Raw genomic sequence first — 19,380 nt, 5'->3', positions numbered from 1 at the left:
TAAGTAAGTAAGTAAGTAAGTAGTAAGTAAGTAACGTAAGTAACGTAAGTAACGTAAGTAAGTAAGTAAGTAAGTAAGTAAGTAGTAGTATGTATGAGTCCTTTTCTTTGTGATTAACATGATTTTCGAGAATTCTTACATGAGAATTGTATGAAGAAGCACTCTTATGGTGCGCTTATATAAGAAGGAATATTACCGTCTTTTTATACATTATTAATTTTATATATCGTTTAAAAGAATTTTCGGTGAATTTATGGAGTCAATTTTGAATGACGTAGCAGGATGATGAAATTTCATGTAAAATAATAGTAAAAATATGTAAAGGAGGGGATAGTGTGGATGTGTTTTTGAACATTGCTGAGGAAAAAATTCGTCAAGCGATACGGAATGGTGATCTTGATAATATTCCGGGACAAGGAAAACCACTACAATTAGAAGATCTTTCAATGGTACCTCCAGAATTAAGAATGAGTTATAAAATCTTGAAAAATGCAGGCATGATTCCACCAGAAATGGAATTGCAAAAAGATATATTGAAAATAGAGGATTTAATCGCTTGTTGTTATGATGAAGCAAAGAGAAAAAAATTACAAGAAGAGTTAACAGCAAAAACACTACGCTTTCAGCAGGTAATGGAAAAGAGAAAGATTAAAGATAGTTCAGCATTTCGTATGTATCAAGATAAAGTATTTCGTAAATTACGTTAAGAGGGATAAGATGAATAAATTTGAAACGATAGAAGAATTAGCAATATATATTGAAAAACAACAATTGGTACTTCTATTTATTAAAACGGAAAATTGTGGCGTTTGTGATGTTATGCTACGGAAAGTAAACTATGTATTAGAGAATTATGATTACGTAGAGAAAGTAGAAATATTACTACAAGACATGCAAGAGATTGCAGGGCGATATGCGGTATTTACAGGACCGACAATTTTATTATTTCATAATGGAAAAGAGATTCTTCGTGAATCGCGCTTTATTTCGCTTGAAAATCTAGAGAGGACCATTCAATTATTCGAGGATTAAGGGAGGCTTTTATATGGAATTTATTATTGTCATACTATTATTTGTTGTAGTTGGAACAATTGTAACAGCAGTTCGATCAAACAAAAAGAAGGTAAATCTTACGAAACAAAATAACATTCATAATTCATCTAACAGCTCATCACCATTATTTTTCTTTGCTGGATCTGATAATGATAGCTCGCACGGAGGTTCACATGATTGTGGAGGGTCTTTCGGTGGAGATAGCGGAGGCAGCTGCGATGGTGGTGGAGGTGGCGGTGATTGATGAGAATACGCCCTATAGGGGGCGTATTTCTTTTTAAACAAACGTTTGATTAGTTGGCTTACATATGCATAAAAACAGTTAAACAAACGTTTGTTTAAATATCGTTGTCGGTACGCTTATGATTCAACTTGTACCAGAAAATATGATTGGAAGAGTGAATGGAACAATTTTACCACTGTTTATGGGCGCCATGCTAATTGGAACATCACTAGCTGGAGGATTGAAGGAAATGACGTCACTAGTTATTGTATTTTGTATAGCGATGTCACTTATTTTACTAGCGATAGGTCCGGTTTTACGCATGCAAATAAACAAAGAAGATGTTGTTAATCGAGAGGAAACGACAAATTCATTGGTTTCGAAATAGCTATTGTAAGGGGGGCGAATTGCTCCCTTTTTTCATGGCAATCTTTTGACAATGAAATGTACCGACTATATACTGATGTTGTAAAAATAATTTTACAGGTTAGGAGAAATGGTGTGAAAAATCAAATCTATGAATTACGCACTGAAAATAATATTTCACAAGGTGCATTAGCGGATAAGTGTAACGTATCAAGACAGACGATAAATGCAATTGAGAATAATAAATATGATCCAAGTTTAGCGCTAGCATTTCGTTTAGCTGAAGTATTAGGAACAACTGTTGATAAATTATTTTTGTACAAGCTTTAGGGGGATTAGTTGTTGGGGAGAGAGAAAATAAGCTTTTTAGTTACGACATTAGTAGCTATAAGTACGCTATTGTTTGGACTTTATTATTGGTTAACTGAACTTCAAGTAAACTGGTATGCACTATTTATTTGTAGCATCGCATTACATTATATGTTTAAAACTTTGGCATCGCATAATGAAGGTGCAAATGTTACATATTATGTGCTCATTGTATTAATTTTTGGTTTGTTTTTCGCATCGGTAGGCTTGAATAAATGGATAGATTTTCATGATATACCGCTTTTAGTTGCACTATGTGCCGCTATAGTTGTAAAGCCAGCTGTAGCGTTTTTAATGTAAGGCGTTATCGTTAAAAATATAAGAAAAAGATCTCTCTTGTGTGAGAGGAGTCTTTTCTTTACTTATATCGTTTTAGTTTTAGGGGTAGGTGGTGTAACAGATGTATCATTTTCAGGAACTCTAGTTAATAGGAATCCACCGATAATAAACAGAACAATAATACTAAGTACACCAGCGTTTGTTTTTCCTGTTAATTGTGTTGTGACACCTACTAATACTGGACCCATAATTGCCGCGAATTTACCAAAGATATTATAAAATCCGAAGAATTCATTTGCAGATTCTTTCGGTACTAGTTTTGCGAAATATGAACGGCTAAGTGCTTGAATCCCGCCCTGAGAAGTAGCAACTAACATTGCTAAAATCCAGAAATCAAGTGTCGTTTTTAAGAAATAAGCATATGTGCAGATAATGATATAAATAATAATACCGACATATAGCATTTTTTTACCGGTAAATGTTTCTGATAGTTTTCCGTATAATAAAGCGAATGGACAAGCGACAATTTGTGTTACAAATAAGATGATTAATAGATTAGTTGCACTAATACCGAGATCTGTTCCGTAAGCAGTAGACATAGTAATAATTGTATCGACCCCGTCAATATAGAAAAAGTAAGCTATTAGGAACATAAATACAGTTTTATATTCTTTAATATTTTTAAAAGTATCAGCAAGGCGCTTGAAGCTCATTGCAATTGGTCTTGGGTGGCGTTCAATATAGTGTGTTTGCTCTACATTTTTTAGCATTGGAATTGTAAATAACCCCCACCAAAGAGCTGTTATTGCAAAAGAAATTTGACTAGCAATACCGACCGATAAGGGGATAGTTCCCTTTTGAGAAAGAATGATAAGAGCAATACAACCGATAAAAGGAATTGTGCTCCCGATATAACCTAATGCAAATCCTCTTGTAGAAATTCGGTCCATTCTATCTTTAGAGGTAACATCTACTAAAAATGCATCATAAAAAATATTTGCTCCAGCAAAGCCAACTAATGCAAGCATATAGCATCCTAGTAATAAGTACCACTGAGATGTTGGCACAACTGCTAGCATACTTGTAAATACGATGCCAAGTCCAAAGAAGAATGTGAAAAATCTTTTTTTAAACCCTTTATAATCAGCAACTGTGCCGAGAATAGGAGCAAGTATAGAAATTAAAAGTGTAGCGAACGAGTTTGCATATCCCCAATAGGCTGTTGAAGTTGCACCAGATAGTCCAGCTTCTTTTGCAGCTGCTTTAAAGTAAATTGGAAATAATGCAGTTGTAATGACGAGCGAATATACCGAGTTCGCCCAATCGTATAATATCCAGCTTTTTTCTTGTCTGGACATTTTTTTCATATAATGTTCCCCCTTAAATTTGTTCTACTAACAGTGTACAAAAATAATAATTATAAAAAGAGAAACAGTGATGATTTTTACATAACTTTTACATATATACACAGTTCTTTACAATTGAAGTAAATCCTCTACAATGGCGCCGTCTGTTTCACCTAAGTGCAAACCGAGTAACTTAGCGATAGTCGGACCTTCATCAATCAGTCTCATATACGGAATTGTAACGCCGCTTTGAATACCTTTCCCAGCAGCCATAAAAATTGTTTCATAGTTAGGTTTTGTTGGGGAATATCCATGTGTGCCGAATGTATATTTCTTACTAGAAGTAACATCTTTTTTATTAATTTCTTTTATGAAATCACCTGTATAATTTTCAAGGAAGTAATAACCTTCCATGGCTTCTAGCATAAATAAGCAATTACCATCAGCACCACGTTCTTTTGCACCTTCATCGTGCAGAATAAATTCAATTCCGTTTTGTTTATTCTGAAAAAGTTCTTCAAGAAGAAGTTGAATCTCTTTAATCGTTTCAGTATCATTTTTATCTTTTACATGTACGTAGGCAGATCCATCACAGCTTTGGCAATAAGCTTTCCAATCTAGTAACTTTCCACTTTTATTTACGGATATAAGTCCTTTTTGACGAAATAGGACATTTAATTGGATTGCTTTGTTTTCACTTAAAGCGCTATGATCGCCAAGTGCAATAATTGTACTTTCTTCGTATATCCCGCTTTCTTTTAATGCATGAATAATTTTTCCAAGGCGTTCGTCGTGTCTGTGGATTGCAGCTATTGTTTCTTTAGACTCAAAGCCATGATAGTGTCTTTGAGTATCTAAATCGGTAAAATGTACGAACATAATATTAGGCTTTTTCGTATGGATTGTATGTACAGTAGAAGCGAGGACGAAATCATCAAGTTCAGGCTGTGACAGTCCATTTCGTATATGACCGAAACGACGATTTAAATCTAGTTGATATAGCGGACTACCGCTAAATAATGAAACTAAAATTTGATTTTGCCACGGTCTATTTGGAAAGATTTCTGGTAAATTGTAATCAATATTTGCTCTTCCAGTAACAGGCCATAGAAGGGCAGCTGTCGTTAAATTTGCTTTGCGTGCTTCATCGTATAAAGTTGTTCCTTTAATGGACTTTCGATACCAATGCCAATCTGGTGACTCACGTCCTGGTTGAAGTAATGTATTGCTGACAACGCCATGTTTATTAGGATAGTTTCCAGTAACGATTGTTGAGTGACTTGGATATGTTACAGAAGGATAAATAGGTTCCACTTTTTTTGCAATCGCCCCCTTGTTTATTAATGTTTGGAAATTAGGGAGTTTTTGTAATATAGGAAAATCTAAAGCTGATAAACAGTCGAAAGATAATATGATGACATGATTTGTTAATGCTTTACTCATAAAATAGACCTCCTGATTATATAAAACCTATTCTTATATATTACTATTAATACCTAGTAATAAAAATATGTTTCTGAATAAAATTTATATGTTTATTTTCAGAAAAATTGAACATATAATAATTATAAGAGAATGAATGTAAGGAGGGAATACTATGAATTGGCTGGATGGCTTTGGTATCTTTTACATCATTGGTGGAATCACTATTTTTCTTGTATTTGCTATTTCATATTTATTAAAGAAACGTTTTCCAGACAAACAGTTTGATATTATATTTGCACTTAGTTTAATACTTCTTTGCTTAGCATCCTTTCCTATTACAATGATGATTATTGGTGGATGGGAAGGAATGGGATATGGATTTATTGGTTTCTTCGTTCTACTAGGTACACTTATCGGTATGATTGCACATCAACTTGTAAAAGTCTCTCGAAAAAGCTACGTATAAAACTGCAAAAAATGAAAAGAATATATAATAATAAGAAAATTAGCTATTGTTTTAAAAAAGAATTTGTATTATGATAATCAACAAATTTATTTCGTTATAACGATGAAAAAGGACTAGTACATGTCCAACCTTTTTAGCAGAGAGAGAATCCGCCAGGCTGAAAGATTCTTAAAAAGGCAATATGGAACCTACCTTTGAGTTCTGCATATGCAGCGGGAATTTCCCGTTATCAAAAAGAGAGCATGCACAATTTTTTTGTGTATGAATCAGGGTGGTAACGCCGACAAAGCTCGGTCCCTATTTGGGGACACGGGCTTTTTTTGTATTTTCTAAAGGAGGAAGAAGGACTATGGCAAAAGAACAGGTACAAGCTATTACGAAGATGGAAGAGGACTTTGCGCAGTGGTATACCGATATTGTAAAAAAAGCTGAACTTGTTGATTATTCAAGTGTAAAAGGGTGTATGATTCTACGTCCGTACGGTTATGCCTTATGGGAAAATATGCAGAAAGTGATGGATGAAAAGTTAAAAAAATCCGGTCATGAAAATGTGTATATGCCAATGTTTATTCCGGAGAGTTTATTGCAAAAAGAGAAGGATCATGTGGAAGGATTTGCTCCGGAAGTAGCATGGGTTACTCATGGCGGGGATGAGAAATTGGCGGAACGACTTTGTGTACGCCCTACATCTGAAACTCTATTTTGTGAGCATTTTTCAAAAATTGTTCAATCATATAATGATTTACCAAAGTTATATAATCAGTGGTGTTCAGTAGTTCGTTGGGAGAAGACAACGAGACCATTCCTTCGTACGACTGAATTTTTATGGCAAGAGGGTCATACAATTCATGAAACAGCAGAGGAATCTCAAAATGAAACATTAAATATTTTAAATTTGTATGCTGCTTTTTGTGAAGATTACCTAGCCATTCCAGTTATTAAGGGGCAAAAAACAGAAAAAGAAAAGTTTGCCGGAGCGAAGGCAACTTATACGATTGAAAGCTTAATGCATGATGGAAAAGCACTTCAAACAGGAACATCTCATAACTTTGGGACGAACTTCTCAGAAGCATTTGATATTAAGTTTTTAGATCGTAACGGTAAATGGCAATATGTACACCAAACATCTTGGGGTGTATCAACAAGGATGATAGGTGGACTGATTATGGTTCATAGTGATAACAATGGGCTTGTAATGCCACCAAAAGTTGCTCCAGTGCAAGTTGCTATCGTACCGATTGCGCAGCATAAAGAAGGTGTGTTAGAAAAGGCAACAGAGTTACAAGGGCGTATTCAAAACGTTGCACGTGTGAAAGTAGATGCTAGCAATAAAACACCTGGTTGGAAATTTAATGAGTATGAAATGAAGGGAATTCCAATTCGATTAGAAGTTGGTCCAAAGGATATTGAAAAGAATCAAGTCGTACTTGTAAGAAGAGATACGAAGGAAAAAGAGTTTATATCAATGGATCAATTAGAAGAACGCATTCCATCATTACTTGAGGAGATTCATCATTCTTTATTTAATAAAGCAAAAGTATTTAGAGATGAGAGTACTTATAGTGTGACGAATTTCGAAGAGATGAAAAAAATAGCTGATGAAAAACAAGGTTTTATTAAAGCAATGTGGTGCGGAGAACTAGCTTGTGAAGAAAAATTAAAAGAAGAAGTTGGAGTATCTTCACGTTGTATTCCGTTCGAACAAGAAAGTTTAGCTGACGAATGTATTTGCTGTAGTAAAAAGGCGAAGCAAATGGTGTATTGGGGAAAAGCGTATTAATACTCTTTTTTATAGATGATAAAAAGGACCTTGGATTACATGATAAAATGCGATCCAAGGTCCTTTTTCATTTTATTGTTTGTATCATGTAATTTTTAGATGGAAGGATGTTATTTTTTATTTTGCGTTTTTACGACGAATAAATAGTAACATACCAATTAGGAATGTTGAAAGACCAATTAAAATAGAAGCAGGATAATGTGTTGCAGTATTAGGTAACTTATCGCCTTGTTTTACTGAATTATCTTTTACTTTGCCGTTTTGAGAGCCGTTATCACTTTGAGAACTGCTGTCGCCTTTAACACGGTTGCCCCCCTGAGAGCCACCACCTTGAGAATTGCTGTCGCCTTTAACACGGTTGCCTCCCTGAGAGCCACCACCTTGAGAATTGCTGTCGCCTTTAACACGGTTGCCTCCCTGAGAGCCATTGCCACCTTGAGAACCGTTACCACCAGAGCCGTTACCACCAGAACCGTTACCACCAGAACCGTTGCCACCAGAACCGTTGCCACCAGAACCACTGCCACCAGAACCACTGCCACCAGAACCGTTGCCACCAGAACCGTTGCCACCAGAACCACTGCCACCAGAACCGTTGCCACCAGAACCGTTGCCACCAGAACCACTGCCACCAGAGCCACTGCCACCAGAACCGTTGCCACCAGAGCCACTGCCACCAGAACCGTTGCCACCAGAGCCACTGCCACCAGAGCCGTTGTCACCAGAACCATTGCCACCAGAGCCATTGCCACCAGAGCCATTGCCGCCAGAACCACTGCCACCAGAACCGTTGCCACCAGAGCCACTGCCACCAGAGCCGTTGTCACCAGAACCGTTGCCACCAGAGCCATTGCCACCAGAGCCATTGCCGCCAGAGCCATTGCCGCCAGAGCCGCCAGAACCACTGCCGCCAGAGCCGTTGCCACCAGAACCACTGCCATCAGAACCGTTACCACCAGAACCGTTGCCGCCAGAACCGTTGCCACCAGAACCACTGCCACCAGAACCGTTGCCACCAGAGCCGTTGTCACCAGAACCATTGCCGCCAGAACCACTGCCGCCAGAGCCGTTGCCACCAGAACCACTATCATCTTGAGAACCGCTGTTTCCTGGTGGTTTATTATTATCTTTTGAGTTGCCTTCTGCTAAATGATCGTTATTTTGTACAATTGCGTTTGTTACTGGAGAGAAGTTTTCCGTTGCTGCATTACCGATATTTAAACCACTAAAAAAAGATAAAGAGAGTGTTGATGCTAAAATGAAGATTTTCGTCATTGTTTTCCTCCTAAGAAATTAATATTCCATCTAAAATACATCCCTTTGTAATATTTCATAGGAAAAAGAGTTTTATGCAAAAAAAACTATATATAGAAAAAGGTGGTGTATTTCTAAAGAGAGAAAAGAGTTAGTGTAAACTCTTTACCCCGCTATTCGCCGGGCAGTAAGACCCCCACCTCAAAATTCAGCGAAAGCAAAGAAGTTAGGTGGGGGGATGAACAAAACCCCCCACTGATTAAAGTTTCACTTTATAAATAGTAGAGCAATGAGAATTTTACATTTATTACAGTAGAGGAAGTGATAGCAGATGAAAGAATATATTGCATTTGATATTGGTGGTACACAAATTAAATATGGAATGGTTTCAGAAACAGGAACAGTACTAAAGCATAAAACAGTTCCAACAGAAATTCATTTGGGTGGGGAACAAATCATTCAAAAACTTATTCTTCTATCCCGAAAATTAATGAATGAACATACGATTTCGGGAATTGGCATTAGTACTGCGGGAATTGTTAATATTCATAAAGGAGTTGTAACGGGAGGGGCGGAGCATATTCCGAACTACGCGACTATTCCTATTATTGATAGATTGCAAGAGGTATTACAAGTTCCTGTGTCTGTTGAAAATGATGTGAATTGTGCAGCTTTGGGTGAGAAGTGGAAAGGTATTGGAAACGGAAAAAGAAATTTTATTATGCTTACTCTTGGAACTGGTATTGGAGGAGCGATTTTTATAGATGGAGAATTATACAGGGGACATTCTTTTAGTGCTGGTGAATGGGGAAATATGTTAATAGAAGGAAGGCAGTTTGAAGAGGTCGCTTCCATTTCAGGGTTAATTCGTCTTGTGCGAAAATACAAAGGGGAAAGTGATTGGAATGGAAAAACAATTTTCGAATTGTATGATAAAGGAGATAGGGAAGTTACGCAAGCAGTTGAGGTTTTTTTTAAACATTTAGCGATTGGAATTAGTAACCTTGCTTATATTTTTAATCCAGAAATGATTGTTATAGGTGGCGGAATTACTGATAGAGGAAATCAGTTCTTAAAAGAAGTAAAAGAAGGGGTAGAAAAATATTTAAACAAAGAGATTTATAATAATTGTGAGATTAAACTTGCACAAAACGGTAATTGCGCAGGAATGATTGGTGCTATTTACCACTTCTTACATCATCATAAGTAAATTATATGAATGTTTTCATATAACTGAGAATTTATCCTTTTTATCACTAGGTAAATAATGCTACAATATAAGGGAAGAATACAATATTTTCCGCCTTGGAAAATGCTTTGTAGAAAGGAAGAAACTGCATGCCTATTATTTTAGAAAAAGGTCAAAAGATCGATTTAACGAAAGGACAACCAAAAGTAGCAAAACTACAGGTTGGCTTAGGCTGGGATCCAATTGGGCAATCAGGTGGGTTTCTGTCTTCATTATTTGGAAGTAAACCAAATGTAGATTGTGATGCATCTGTTGTTATGTTAGAAGGGGATCGCTTTTTAAACAAAAACGATTTAGTTTACTTCGGAAACAAACTTTCTACTTGTGGTAGTATTATTCATTCAGGAGATAATTTAACAGGTGAAGGCGCTGGTGATGACGAAACAATTTTCGTAGAATTACATAAAGTTCCGAGCCGTATTAATCGTTTAGTATTCGTTGTAAATATTTATGACTGTGTAAATCGTCGTCAAGATTTCGGGATGATTCGTAATGCATATATTCGGATTCAAAATCCGCAAACTGGTGAAGAATTAGCACGTTATAACTTGTCGGATAATTATGCTGGCAAAACGACTTTAATTGCAGGGGAAATGTATCGAAACGGAAACGAATGGAAGTTTTCAGCAGTTGGAGAAGGCACGCAAGATAAAAACTTAAGTGAGATTGTATCACGTTATCAATAATATAAACCAAGGAGGAATTGAATATGGCATCAATTTCATTGAAAAAAGGACAAAAGGTAGACTTAACAAAAACGAATCCAGGTCTTTCAAAAGTTCTTGTAGGACTTGGTTGGGATACGAATCGTTATGACGGACAAAACGATTTCGATTTAGATGTTAGTATTTTCTTAGTAGGTGCTAACGGTAAAGTTTCAGGAGCAGAGGATTTCGTCTTCTATAATAATCCAAAAGGTGCGAATGGTGCTGTAGAGCATTTAGGAGATAACCGAACTGGTGACGGTGAAGGTGATGACGAAGCGATTAAAGTCGATTTAAAAAATGTACCTGCACATATCGAACGTATCTGCTTCACAATTACAATTTATGATGGAGAAGGCCGTAGCCAAAACTTCGGACAAGTTTCTAACTCTTTCGTACGTATTCTAGATGAAGAAAAGAATGCAGAATTAATTCGTTACGATTTAGGAGAAGATTTCTCTATTGAAACAGCTGTTGTAGTAGGTGAATTATACCGTCATGCGGGTGACTGGAAGTTCAATGCAATCGGAAGTGGATTCCAAGGTGGATTAGGTTCTCTATGTAATAACTTTGGATTAGATGTAGAGTAATAGACTTATATATCCATCAGTGAAATGTATATTTACTGATGGATATATTTTTTGAAATTAAAATATAGAGGTGAATATAAATGGTTATTCAGTTACAAAAAGGACAGAAGATTGATTTAGGTAAGACAAGCCCTGGTTTAACAAAAGCGGTAATTGGTCTTGGGTGGGATATTAAATCTTATGATGGTGGATCTGATTTTGATTTAGATGCATCGGCATTCCTATTAGATGCGAATGGAAAATGTACGAAGGAAACTGATTTTATTTTCTATAACAATTTACAGTCTCCTTGTGGATCTGTTCTGCATACAGGAGATAACCGCACAGGTGAAGGTGAAGGCGATGATGAGCAACTTGTTGTAGATTTGAAAAAGGTTCCAGCAGATGTTCATAAAATTGCTATTACAGTTACAATTTATGATGGAGAAGGCCGTAATCAAAACTTTGGACAGGTTGCAAATGCATTTGTTCGCCTAGCAAATGAAGAAACGAATGAAGAAGTTCTTCGTTTTGATTTAGGAGAAGATTTTTCTATCGAAACAGCAGTTGTCTTTTGTGAATTATACCGTCATAATGGACAGTGGAAGTTTAATGCAGTAGGAAGCGGTTTCCAAGGTGGATTAGGTGCGCTTGTAAGAGCGTACGGCCTGGACGCATAAGAAAGGAAACGACATTCGTTTCCTTTTTTTGACCTTTCTATAAATCTAGCAAAGAATAGGGGATAAATGTAAGATGAGTATTTTGCAAGGAATCCTTGATACGTATGCTCAGTTTTTCGACTTGGACATGTGGATTAAAGTATTGCAAGATCCAGTATCTTGGGGATTAATTGGTACACTTGTTGTACTTGAAGGATTGTTATCTGCTGATAACGCACTTGTGTTAGCGGTAATGGTAAAACACCTTCCGGAAGAGAAACGTAAAAAAGCATTATTCTATGGACTTATTGGAGCTTATGTATTCCGCTTTATTGCAATTGGAATCGGAATGTTCTTAATTAAATTAGCATGGGTAAAGGTGCTAGGTGCACTTTACTTAGCTTGGCTTTCAATTAAATACTTCATTGATAAACGAAAAGGTAATGAAGAAGAAGAAGCTCATGGTATGAACCAAAATAGTATTCTCTTCAGAATGTTTGGTGTCTTCTGGGGAACGGTTGCGATGGTTGAGTTAATGGATATTGCGTTCTCTGTAGATAGCGTACTTGCTGCGTTTGGTGTATCGAATGAAGTTTGGATTTTACTATTAGGTGGAATGCTCGGTATTTTAATGATGCGTGGTATCGCTGGCGTATTCTTAAAATTGTTAGAGCGTATTCCAGAACTTGAAACGACAGCCTATATTTTAATCTTAATTATTGCAGCAAAAATGCTACTGTCTGTTATTCATATTGAAGTAAGTCATACAGCGTTCTTTATTATTTTAGTTGTAGCGTTTGGAGCAACATTTATACTTCACTACATGAAGAATTCTGGACAAGCTAAAGAAGAAGTTGCAGCTACTAAAAATGAACATAAATAATTGAAATGGGTTTGCTCGTTATACGAGCGCCCATTTTTTATAACTAAAAATAGTTTATAATAGAAGAGAGACTTTATAAAAAACGTAAATGTTTTTGGAGGTGAACTGTTGTGTTCTCACGTTTTACACTTCAACCATGTGCATTAAAAGAAGAATCAGATTTAAAGCAATTTGAAGCGCTTTTAGAAAAACGCCCACAATATGAACTGACAGAGAATGAGATGAAATTTAGTTATATAGCAACTCGTATTCTTGGTGTTCCCAATGATGTAGATGAATATTTCAATGAGCTATTTGATTATAGTGAAGCAAAAGGGATCGAGGTTTTGCATGAACGAAATTTAAATAAGGTAATTGATCCCGAAAAACTGCGCCATATTCAAGAAGTTTTTACATTACATCAAGAAGCACCGAATGGACTTACAGTAAATAGACTTGTAGCCCATTTGTCTGGAAAACAACTATTACCGCAAGTAGACAATCCTGATTTACAGCATTATATACATACGACGTTTATTTCGGTATTAAAATTGTATGAAAAACAACATAATCAATCTTTAAAAACAGAAGGGTTTCGTCGTTTCTTAATCGATATGATTAAATTAAGTGAAAATTACGTAGCGAAGTGGTTCTCTACGATTAATTATAAGAAACAAATGCCGCGTATCGTTTGGTATGGTGATGCGCAGGAAAGTCGTATATATTTCTTATATTTTCTTATTATGCTCGGTTGTGATGTGCTTTATTATCACCCGGAAGGAAAAGATGGCTTTGAGATTATTGATGAAGAGGGAAGAACTTTTATTGTGTCTCATCCAGGTCGTATTTCTCTTGAACCATTCCCAGATCGCCGCCGCGAGCGTGTTGCAACAGTAGCATATCAGGCTTCGAAAGAAATTGAACAAGTACTTCACCACGATAATTCACTACTGTACAAGCCGTGGCAATTCCGTTCATATACACCTGTAGCTCGCACATTAAAAACGACATACGATGAACTCTTTTTAATTACGAAAGAAAAGGCGTTTGTACGCCCAACCTTCTTTGTTGAAAATAAACACATTTATATCCCTTCTTTATTTGCGAAAATATCAGGTGTTTCCAAAAATGATAAAGAATATTTTCAGCGACTAAAGGCTGTTACATCATTTGATAACAGTTTATTAATTAATACATTTCCATTTACGAAAGAACAAAAAGCAAATTTCCAATATCATTACAGAGATGCATTAGATCGCGGGGGGAAATTACATCCAGATTTAATTATGAATAGTCATTGGTGGCCACATAAACGTTTACCAGAAGGTTTACAACATGGTATTGCAGAGGCAATCATTCATACGTGCGAAAGTGAAATGTGTAAACCAATTGCAAAAGAGACGAAACAAGATGTAGCATTGTATGTTTTCGCACAGCTTTCTCAAATCCCACCGAACATTTTAGAACAGCTTGAGAAATTTGATTATTCACAAGATGTACCGAAAATTGTTATATTTAATAATGAGAAGAGCGGAGAATTAACTCGTTCTGATGCAGTTTTATTACTATTTTTAAATCAAATTGGAGTAGATGTATTCCACTTTAATCCAACGGGAAGAAACGATATTGAACCGTATATTGAAGCAGGAGCATTTGATTCTCATTGGCTTGAAGAAGTTAATTTCGATCTTGAGTTTCATGGTTCATCAGCCTATAAAAATTTATCACAAACAATAAAAGGACTATTTCGTCCATTCTTATAAGGAAAGGGAGAATACCATATGAATAATCCAGTCGTACTAGATTCGAAAACAGAATTAAATGAGCAAACCGCACAAGATGTGCGTTTACAACTTAGACAAGATGCAGATGTGCAACGTATTTATAACGCAGTAGATATTAAAGACCAATTAGAATTAATTGAACTTGGAAAAGAACCTTCTATGGAAATTTCACGTTTTGCTGATCAAATTTTACATACAATGTCTTTATCAAAAATAGAAGACTCTGGTGAATTATTAAAACAACTTGGTAAAATTATGGACAGATTTGATAGTAAAGACTTTGCTGAAGAGAAAAGTGGTTTCTTCTCTCGCATGTTCAAAAAAGCGGATAAAATGATTGAACAAATCTTTAGTAAATATCAAACGATGGGCCGAGAAATTGATAAAGTTTATGTGGAAATTACGAAGTATCAAGATGAAATGAAAAAATCAATTGGTACATTAGATGGCCTGTATGAGCAAAACTTAAAATATTACTTAGACTTAGAAAAGTATGTAGTAGCAGGAGAAATGTTATTAGATCGTTTAAATACAGAGCTAGTTCCGATGTACGAAGAGCGTGTACGTAATAATGATCAATTAGCAGGTATTGAATTGGAATCTCTGAAAAACTCTGTTGAAATTTTAGAACAACGTATTGACGATTTAGAAAAAGCGCGTATGGTTGCTCTACTTACAGCGCCACAAATTCGTATGATTCAACGTGGTAACAATAAATTAATCGGTAAGATCAATACGGCATTTATTACAACAATTCCTATCTTTAAAAATGGTATCATTCAAGCTGTAAATGCGAAACGTCAAAAGCTAGTTGCAGATTCTATGGCTGAACTCGATCGCCGTACGAATGAATTACTTAAGAAGAATGCACAAAATATCGCAACGCAAAGTGTGGAAGTAGCGAGATTATCAGGTTCTTCTAGTATTAAGATGGAAACGCTTGAAGAAACTTGGAATATTATTTCGAGAGGTATGCAAGAAACACAACAAATTGAAGAGCAAAATAAACGTGAGCGTGAAGAAAGTCGCAAACGTATGGCTACATTAACAGAGAATATTAAAAAAGAATTACAAGGATAAATGGAAAGGCAATGAGGAACAATCCTCATTGCCTTTTAGTTTCTTCTAACTAATTTAATGATTTCATTCAAAACAAGCGGAATGATACTTAATAAGAGAACAAAGCCCCAATCTCGCATTGTTAATGCATGTACACCGAATATATTTGCAAGAGGTGGGATGGAGATGATACAAACTTGCATAAGAACCCCGATAAGAAGTGAGAAGACTAAATATTTATTTGTAAATAGCCCAATTGAAAAAAGGGATTTCGTTCTTGAACGCAAGTTAAATGAATGAACGAGCTGAGAAAAACTAAGAACAACAAATGCCATCGTTTGAGCATGTAATAGAGCATCTTCATCAATTTTCTCTGGGAAAAGAGGAAATAAGTTTGTATCTCCGGTATAGAATTTTGCCCCGACGATAAAGGCTGCTAACGTTAAAAGTCCAATTACAACCCCGTTGAAAATAAGAAAAGGAACGCTACCACTAAATAGGCTTTCTTTCGCGCGTCGTGGCTTTTCTTTCATCACATCTGAATCTTCAGGGTCAACACCAAGTGATAGCGCAGGAAGTGTGTCGGTAATTAAATTGACCCACAAAATGTGGATTGGGCGTAACGGTGTTGCCCAGCCAAGTAAAATTGCTAAAAATAACGTGATAATTTCTCCAAAGTTACAAGACAGTAGGAAGAGAATAGATTTTTTTATGTTACGGTAAATATTTCTTCCTTCTTCAACAGCTTTCACAATAGATGAGAAGTTATCATCTGTTAAAACTACATCTGCTGCGCCTTTTGCGACATCTGTCCCTGTAATGCCCATTGCTACTCCAACATCTGCTTGTTTTAAAGATGGAGCATCATTGACGCCATCACCAGTCATAGAAACGATATTTCCTTTAGCACGTAATGCTTTTACGATCTTCACTTTATGTTCTGGAGAGACCCTAGCGAATACATTTAAGTGATTAATTTTGTTTGCTAGTTCTATATCTGAAATGTTATCTAGTTCAGTTCCGATCATAATTTCAGATTTTTCTTCAGCGATACCAAGTTCCTTGGCAATTGCAAAGGCGGTATCCTTATGATCGCCAGTAATCATAACTGTACGAATACCAGCTTTTTTACACTCTGTAATGGAATTTTTTACTTCTGTACGTGGTGGATCAATCATACCGACAAGACCGATAAAGATGAGGTTTTCTTCGAGATGATTTATATCCACATCGTTCGCATTATATTGTTTAAATGCAAATGAAAGTACTCTTAAAGCTTCTTGGGACATTGACCCGGAAGATTCCAATATTTGGTTTTTATCAGAATCTGTTAAGACCTCAATTTTGTTATTTATAAAGATATGGGTGCAGTGAGGTAAAAGTTTATCAATAGCACCTTTCGTCATGCTATAGTAGCTTTCATCATACGTATGTACAGTTGACATCATTTTACGATCAGAATCGAAAGGTAGTTCGTTAACACGTTCATGTGTATTTTCTAAATGATCTTTTTGAATGTTAAAAGAGCTTCCGGCAACAAGAAGGGCAATTTCTGTAGGATCCCCTGTTTGTGAGTCGGTACTGTAAGAAGCATCATTACATAAAACCATATTTTCTAATAGTAGGCGGTGTATATCATTATTTACATTCAAATTTTCTAAATGATCGTATGTGCGATCACTATAAAAGTGAGTAACAGTCATTTTATTTTGAGTTAATGTACCCGTTTTATCTGAACAAATAATTGTGACAGAACCGAGAGCTTCAACAGCTGGTAGTTTACGAATAATAACATTTTGTTTAATCATACGCTGAACACCAATTGCAAGAACGATGGAAACGATAGCTGGTAAGCCTTCTGGAATGGCTGCAACAGCTAAACTAATTGCAGTCATAAACATTTCTAACGTATCTCGTCCTTGTAAAAAACCGATGAGAAACATAATGACGCAAATAGATACAGCGACAAAGCCTAAATATTTTCCTACTTGTGCTAAGCTTTTTTGAAGTGGTGTCATATCATCGTCTGCTTCATGTAAAAGGGTAGCAATCTTACCAATTTGTGAGTTCATCCCAGTTTCAACAGCAACACCGACGCCACGTCCATACGTTACTAGCGTCGACATAAAGGCCATGTTTTTTTGATCGCCTAACGGTACTTGCTCATCACTTTGCATGGAAGGGTGGTAGACTGCATCTTTATCGACAGGGACAGATTCACCAGTTAGAGCAGATTCTTCAACCTTTAAATTAGCGGTTTCGATAAGCCGTAAATCACATGGTATATATCGTCCGGCATCAAGCATAACGATATCACCTGGAACGACGTGCTCAGATGGAATTTCTTTTAGTTCGCCGTCTCGTTTTACGATAGCTTTAGGTGTCGCCATTTTCTTTAGTGCTTCTAAAGCTTGCTCGGCCTTTGATTCTTGGATGACACCGATAACTGCATTTAAAATAACAACGAGCGCGATAATACTTGCATCGGCCCATTCACCTACAAAAGCGGAAATAAGGGCAGCAATAATAAGGACGTATACGAGGACGTCGTTAATTTGGGCGAAAACGCGCTGCCATAAAGTACGTTTTTGTTTTGTAGCTAATTCATTAGAACCATATTGTTCTAAACGTTCATTTACGATTTCATCTGTTAAACCGTGTTGTTCATTTGTTTCTAGGTCGATTAATGTTTGATCTTTCGTCTTACTGTACCAATTGCTCATAAGTAAGCACCCCCAGTAAAAACAGTTAGCAATGGTAGTGTGGCAATTTTTTTAGAGTAGTATGTATGGAGAAAAAAATCTAAGATGAGGTTCTACTTTCATTGTACAGTATTTTAGAATGTGATGAGGAAAAGCGCAGAGTTGTCATGAATTTGTTGAAATTAAAAAGAGCCTCTATTTATGAGGCTCTTTGTTATTTTTTAATTAATGTACCTAACTCTTCTGTAATAGCTTGCATTTCACTAATGCTAAATGTTTCACGTTTCATAACATGCTCATAAATGTCACGTAAGTCCTCGTACATTTCTTCGTTAAAGCTAGCTGCTCTCATTGCTCCAGCATTAACCATGCGTAGTTTTTCTTTAATAGCTTCTACCATATATTCAACGTTTTCTTCTGATTTTACGGATAAATCCACCGAAGTGTCCCCCTTTAAAATAACATAAGGATATCTTAACATTTTTTATCATTTTCGTTAATGAAACTTTTCAATCCTATTAAATTAGTAGGGATTTCCTTTATAATTAATAATTGGTTGTTTATACTATAAGTATATATAAAGTGAAACTTTAATCAGTGGGGAGGGCTATCCCCCACTGATTATTAGTTGAACCAATCGGACGTTTACGGGCAGTTGATCTCCCAACTAACTTCTTTGCATTCGCTGAATTTTGAGGTGGGAGTCTTACTGCTCGTTAACGCGGGACAAAGAAATGCACCAAGAAGGGAAGAAACAAAAATATGGTCCAAGTATTGTTTGTTTGTCTTGGGAACATTTGCCGTTCTCCAATGGCAGAAGCGATTTTTCGAGATCTTGTCGTAAAAAAGGGACTCGAAGAGAAAATTGTCATTGATTCTGCAGGAACTGGAGATTGGCATATTGGTCATCCACCACATAAAGGAACACAAAAAATTTTAAAAGAAAATGAAGTCGCTTTTGAAGGAATTAAAGCAAGGCAAGTAGAAAAAGAAGACTTAACAAAGTTTGATTATATTATTGCCATGGACAACAAGAATATAGCAGATTTAAAAAGTTTAGGTAAAACTGGAGGCTATATTGGTATGCTGTCCGATTTTGTTCCAGACGGTGGCTGGACAGACGTTCCTGATCCTTACTTTACAGGGAACTTCCAAGAAGTGTATGACCTTGTAACAGAAGGGTGTGCAAAGCTATTAGCTTTCATTCGAAATGAACAAGGAATATGAGGAA

General features: G+C 36.2%; 19 protein-coding genes, 2 pseudogenes and 1 other annotated feature. Of the genes and pseudogenes, 16 read left to right on the top strand and 5 right to left on the bottom strand.

From position 1 onward, the window contains the following. Positions 1–335: 335 nt before the first annotated feature. The 6 genes and pseudogenes from CDB3_RS22635 to CDB3_RS22610 all read left to right on the top strand — a co-directional run bounded on the left by CDB3_RS22635 (position 336) and on the right by CDB3_RS22610 (position 2,325). A complete protein-coding gene (locus CDB3_RS22635) occupies positions 336–707 on the top strand; it encodes a DnaJ family domain-containing protein (protein WP_128856028.1) in 372 nt (123 codons plus the stop codon). A 10-nt stretch (positions 708–717) separates the two neighbouring features. Beyond that, positions 718–1,032, top strand: a complete 315-nt coding sequence (locus CDB3_RS22630; protein ID WP_071772393.1) for a thioredoxin family protein — start codon at positions 718–720, stop codon at positions 1,030–1,032. Positions 1,033–1,045: 13 nt separating this feature from the next. Then, entirely contained in the window at positions 1,046–1,297 is a 252-nt protein-coding gene (locus tag CDB3_RS22625; protein WP_060486913.1) for a hypothetical protein, read from the top strand. A gap of 91 nt (positions 1,298–1,388) precedes the next feature. Continuing rightward, positions 1,389–1,664: pseudogene (locus CDB3_RS22620) on the top strand (MFS transporter); the annotation flags it as partial. A 56-nt stretch (positions 1,665–1,720) separates the two neighbouring features. Next, the gene (locus CDB3_RS22615) at positions 1,721–1,972 is read left to right on the top strand and encodes a helix-turn-helix transcriptional regulator (protein WP_128856027.1); all 252 of its coding nucleotides are present in this window, start codon (positions 1,721–1,723) and stop codon (positions 1,970–1,972) included. Positions 1,973–1,984: 12 nt separating this feature from the next. Next, positions 1,985–2,325, top strand: a pseudogene (locus CDB3_RS22610) (hypothetical protein). Between the two features lie 48 nt (positions 2,326–2,373). On the opposite strand, the gene CDB3_RS22605 reads toward CDB3_RS22610, so the two are convergent. Both CDB3_RS22605 and CDB3_RS22600 read right to left on the bottom strand, forming a co-directional pair. Further along, positions 2,374–3,657 (bottom strand): MFS transporter, encoded by a 1,284-nt coding sequence (locus CDB3_RS22605; protein WP_128856025.1) that lies wholly within the window; start codon positions 3,655–3,657, stop codon positions 2,374–2,376. Positions 3,658–3,765: 108 nt separating this feature from the next. Next, a complete protein-coding gene (locus tag CDB3_RS22600; protein WP_128856024.1) occupies positions 3,766–5,079 on the bottom strand; it encodes an alkaline phosphatase family protein in 1,314 nt (437 codons plus the stop codon). A 154-nt stretch (positions 5,080–5,233) separates the two neighbouring features. Between CDB3_RS22600 and CDB3_RS22595 the strand changes: the two genes are divergently transcribed. Together CDB3_RS22595 and proS are read left to right on the top strand one after the other, a co-directional pair. Then, on the top strand, positions 5,234–5,527 hold the full coding sequence (locus CDB3_RS22595; protein ID WP_128856023.1) for a YesK-like family protein: 294 nt from the start codon (positions 5,234–5,236) through the stop codon (positions 5,525–5,527). A 93-nt stretch (positions 5,528–5,620) separates the two neighbouring features. Continuing rightward, positions 5,621–5,829 (top strand) — a binding site (T-box leader). Between the two features lie 47 nt (positions 5,830–5,876). Next, positions 5,877–7,307 (top strand): proline--tRNA ligase, encoded by a 1,431-nt coding sequence (proS, locus tag CDB3_RS22590; RefSeq protein ID WP_128856022.1) that lies wholly within the window; start codon positions 5,877–5,879, stop codon positions 7,305–7,307. A gap of 117 nt (positions 7,308–7,424) precedes the next feature. On the opposite strand, the gene CDB3_RS32555 is transcribed toward proS, so the two are convergent. After that, a complete protein-coding gene (locus CDB3_RS32555) occupies positions 7,425–8,582 on the bottom strand; it encodes a cell wall anchor protein (protein WP_128856021.1) in 1,158 nt (385 codons plus the stop codon). A 310-nt stretch (positions 8,583–8,892) separates the two neighbouring features. Between CDB3_RS32555 and CDB3_RS22580 the strand changes: the two genes are divergently transcribed. The 7 genes from CDB3_RS22580 to CDB3_RS22550 all read left to right on the top strand — a co-directional run bounded on the left by CDB3_RS22580 (position 8,893) and on the right by CDB3_RS22550 (position 15,468). Beyond that, complete coding sequence (locus CDB3_RS22580; protein WP_128856020.1) at positions 8,893–9,771, top strand: ROK family protein; 879 nt, start codon at positions 8,893–8,895, stop codon at positions 9,769–9,771. Positions 9,772–9,899: 128 nt separating this feature from the next. After that, positions 9,900–10,496 carry a TerD family protein gene (locus CDB3_RS22575; protein ID WP_128856019.1) on the top strand — a complete coding sequence of 199 codons (597 nt, stop codon included), beginning with the start codon at positions 9,900–9,902 and terminating at the stop codon, positions 10,494–10,496. 23 nt (positions 10,497–10,519) lie between these two features. Continuing rightward, positions 10,520–11,104 carry a TerD family protein gene (locus CDB3_RS22570; RefSeq protein WP_128856018.1) on the top strand — a complete coding sequence of 195 codons (585 nt, stop codon included), beginning with the start codon at positions 10,520–10,522 and terminating at the stop codon, positions 11,102–11,104. Between the two features lie 80 nt (positions 11,105–11,184). Beyond that, the gene (locus CDB3_RS22565; protein WP_097828925.1) at positions 11,185–11,763 is read left to right on the top strand and encodes a TerD family protein; all 579 of its coding nucleotides are present in this window, start codon (positions 11,185–11,187) and stop codon (positions 11,761–11,763) included. Between the two features lie 73 nt (positions 11,764–11,836). Next, positions 11,837–12,625, top strand: coding sequence for a TerC family protein (locus CDB3_RS22560; RefSeq protein WP_128856017.1), 789 nt, complete (start codon positions 11,837–11,839; stop codon positions 12,623–12,625). A gap of 110 nt (positions 12,626–12,735) precedes the next feature. After that, complete coding sequence (locus CDB3_RS22555; RefSeq protein WP_128856016.1) at positions 12,736–14,367, top strand: YceG family protein; 1,632 nt, start codon at positions 12,736–12,738, stop codon at positions 14,365–14,367. Positions 14,368–14,385: 18 nt separating this feature from the next. Further along, positions 14,386–15,468 carry a toxic anion resistance protein gene (locus CDB3_RS22550; protein ID WP_001064411.1) on the top strand — a complete coding sequence of 361 codons (1,083 nt, stop codon included), beginning with the start codon at positions 14,386–14,388 and terminating at the stop codon, positions 15,466–15,468. 35 nt (positions 15,469–15,503) lie between these two features. Here the strand turns inward: CDB3_RS22550 and CDB3_RS22545 are convergent, their stop codons facing one another. Both CDB3_RS22545 and CDB3_RS22540 read right to left on the bottom strand, forming a co-directional pair. Then, positions 15,504–18,170: a cation-translocating P-type ATPase gene (locus CDB3_RS22545; RefSeq protein ID WP_128856015.1), complete on the bottom strand. Its 2,667-nt coding sequence runs from the start codon at positions 18,168–18,170 to the stop codon at positions 15,504–15,506. 193 nt (positions 18,171–18,363) lie between these two features. Then, positions 18,364–18,588 (bottom strand): DUF1128 domain-containing protein, encoded by a 225-nt coding sequence (locus CDB3_RS22540; protein WP_000366197.1) that lies wholly within the window; start codon positions 18,586–18,588, stop codon positions 18,364–18,366. Positions 18,589–18,911: 323 nt separating this feature from the next. Between CDB3_RS22540 and CDB3_RS22530 the strand changes: the two genes are divergently transcribed. Then, a complete protein-coding gene (locus CDB3_RS22530) occupies positions 18,912–19,376 on the top strand; it encodes a low molecular weight protein-tyrosine-phosphatase (RefSeq protein ID WP_128856014.1) in 465 nt (154 codons plus the stop codon). Positions 19,377–19,380: the final 4 nt, after the last annotated feature.

The sequence above is a fragment of the Bacillus sp. CDB3 genome (assembly GCF_002081505.1).
Taxonomy (GTDB): Bacteria; Bacillota; Bacilli; order Bacillales; family Bacillaceae_G; genus Bacillus_A; species Bacillus_A cereus_AT.
This window is presented reverse-complemented; position numbering and strand designations above follow the sequence as displayed.

What these genes read in the sequence shown, in the direction of transcription:
- CDB3_RS22545 (WP_128856015.1), bottom strand. Translation starts at nt 18,170, where the DNA reads ATGAGCAATTGGTACAGTAAGACGAAAGATCAAACATTAATCGACCTA.
- CDB3_RS22630 (WP_071772393.1), top strand. Translation starts at nt 718, where the DNA reads ATGAATAAATTTGAAACGATAGAAGAATTAGCAATATATATTGAAAAA.
- CDB3_RS22580 (WP_128856020.1), top strand. Translation starts at nt 8,893, where the DNA reads ATGAAAGAATATATTGCATTTGATATTGGTGGTACACAAATTAAATAT.
- CDB3_RS32555 (WP_128856021.1), bottom strand. Translation starts at nt 8,582, where the DNA reads ATGACGAAAATCTTCATTTTAGCATCAACACTCTCTTTATCTTTTTTT.
- CDB3_RS22595 (WP_128856023.1), top strand. Translation starts at nt 5,234, where the DNA reads ATGAATTGGCTGGATGGCTTTGGTATCTTTTACATCATTGGTGGAATC.
- CDB3_RS22605 (WP_128856025.1), bottom strand. Translation starts at nt 3,657, where the DNA reads ATGAAAAAAATGTCCAGACAAGAAAAAAGCTGGATATTATACGATTGG.
- CDB3_RS22575 (WP_128856019.1), top strand. Translation starts at nt 9,900, where the DNA reads ATGCCTATTATTTTAGAAAAAGGTCAAAAGATCGATTTAACGAAAGGA.
- CDB3_RS22560 (WP_128856017.1), top strand. Translation starts at nt 11,837, where the DNA reads ATGAGTATTTTGCAAGGAATCCTTGATACGTATGCTCAGTTTTTCGAC.
- CDB3_RS22615 (WP_128856027.1), top strand. Translation starts at nt 1,721, where the DNA reads ATGTACCGACTATATACTGATGTTGTAAAAATAATTTTACAGGTTAGG.
- CDB3_RS22550 (WP_001064411.1), top strand. Translation starts at nt 14,386, where the DNA reads ATGAATAATCCAGTCGTACTAGATTCGAAAACAGAATTAAATGAGCAA.
- proS (WP_128856022.1), top strand. Translation starts at nt 5,877, where the DNA reads ATGGCAAAAGAACAGGTACAAGCTATTACGAAGATGGAAGAGGACTTT.
- CDB3_RS22625 (WP_060486913.1), top strand. Translation starts at nt 1,046, where the DNA reads ATGGAATTTATTATTGTCATACTATTATTTGTTGTAGTTGGAACAATT.
- CDB3_RS22570 (WP_128856018.1), top strand. Translation starts at nt 10,520, where the DNA reads ATGGCATCAATTTCATTGAAAAAAGGACAAAAGGTAGACTTAACAAAA.
- CDB3_RS22565 (WP_097828925.1), top strand. Translation starts at nt 11,185, where the DNA reads ATGGTTATTCAGTTACAAAAAGGACAGAAGATTGATTTAGGTAAGACA.
- CDB3_RS22600 (WP_128856024.1), bottom strand. Translation starts at nt 5,079, where the DNA reads ATGAGTAAAGCATTAACAAATCATGTCATCATATTATCTTTCGACTGT.
- CDB3_RS22530 (WP_128856014.1), top strand. Translation starts at nt 18,912, where the DNA reads ATGGTCCAAGTATTGTTTGTTTGTCTTGGGAACATTTGCCGTTCTCCA.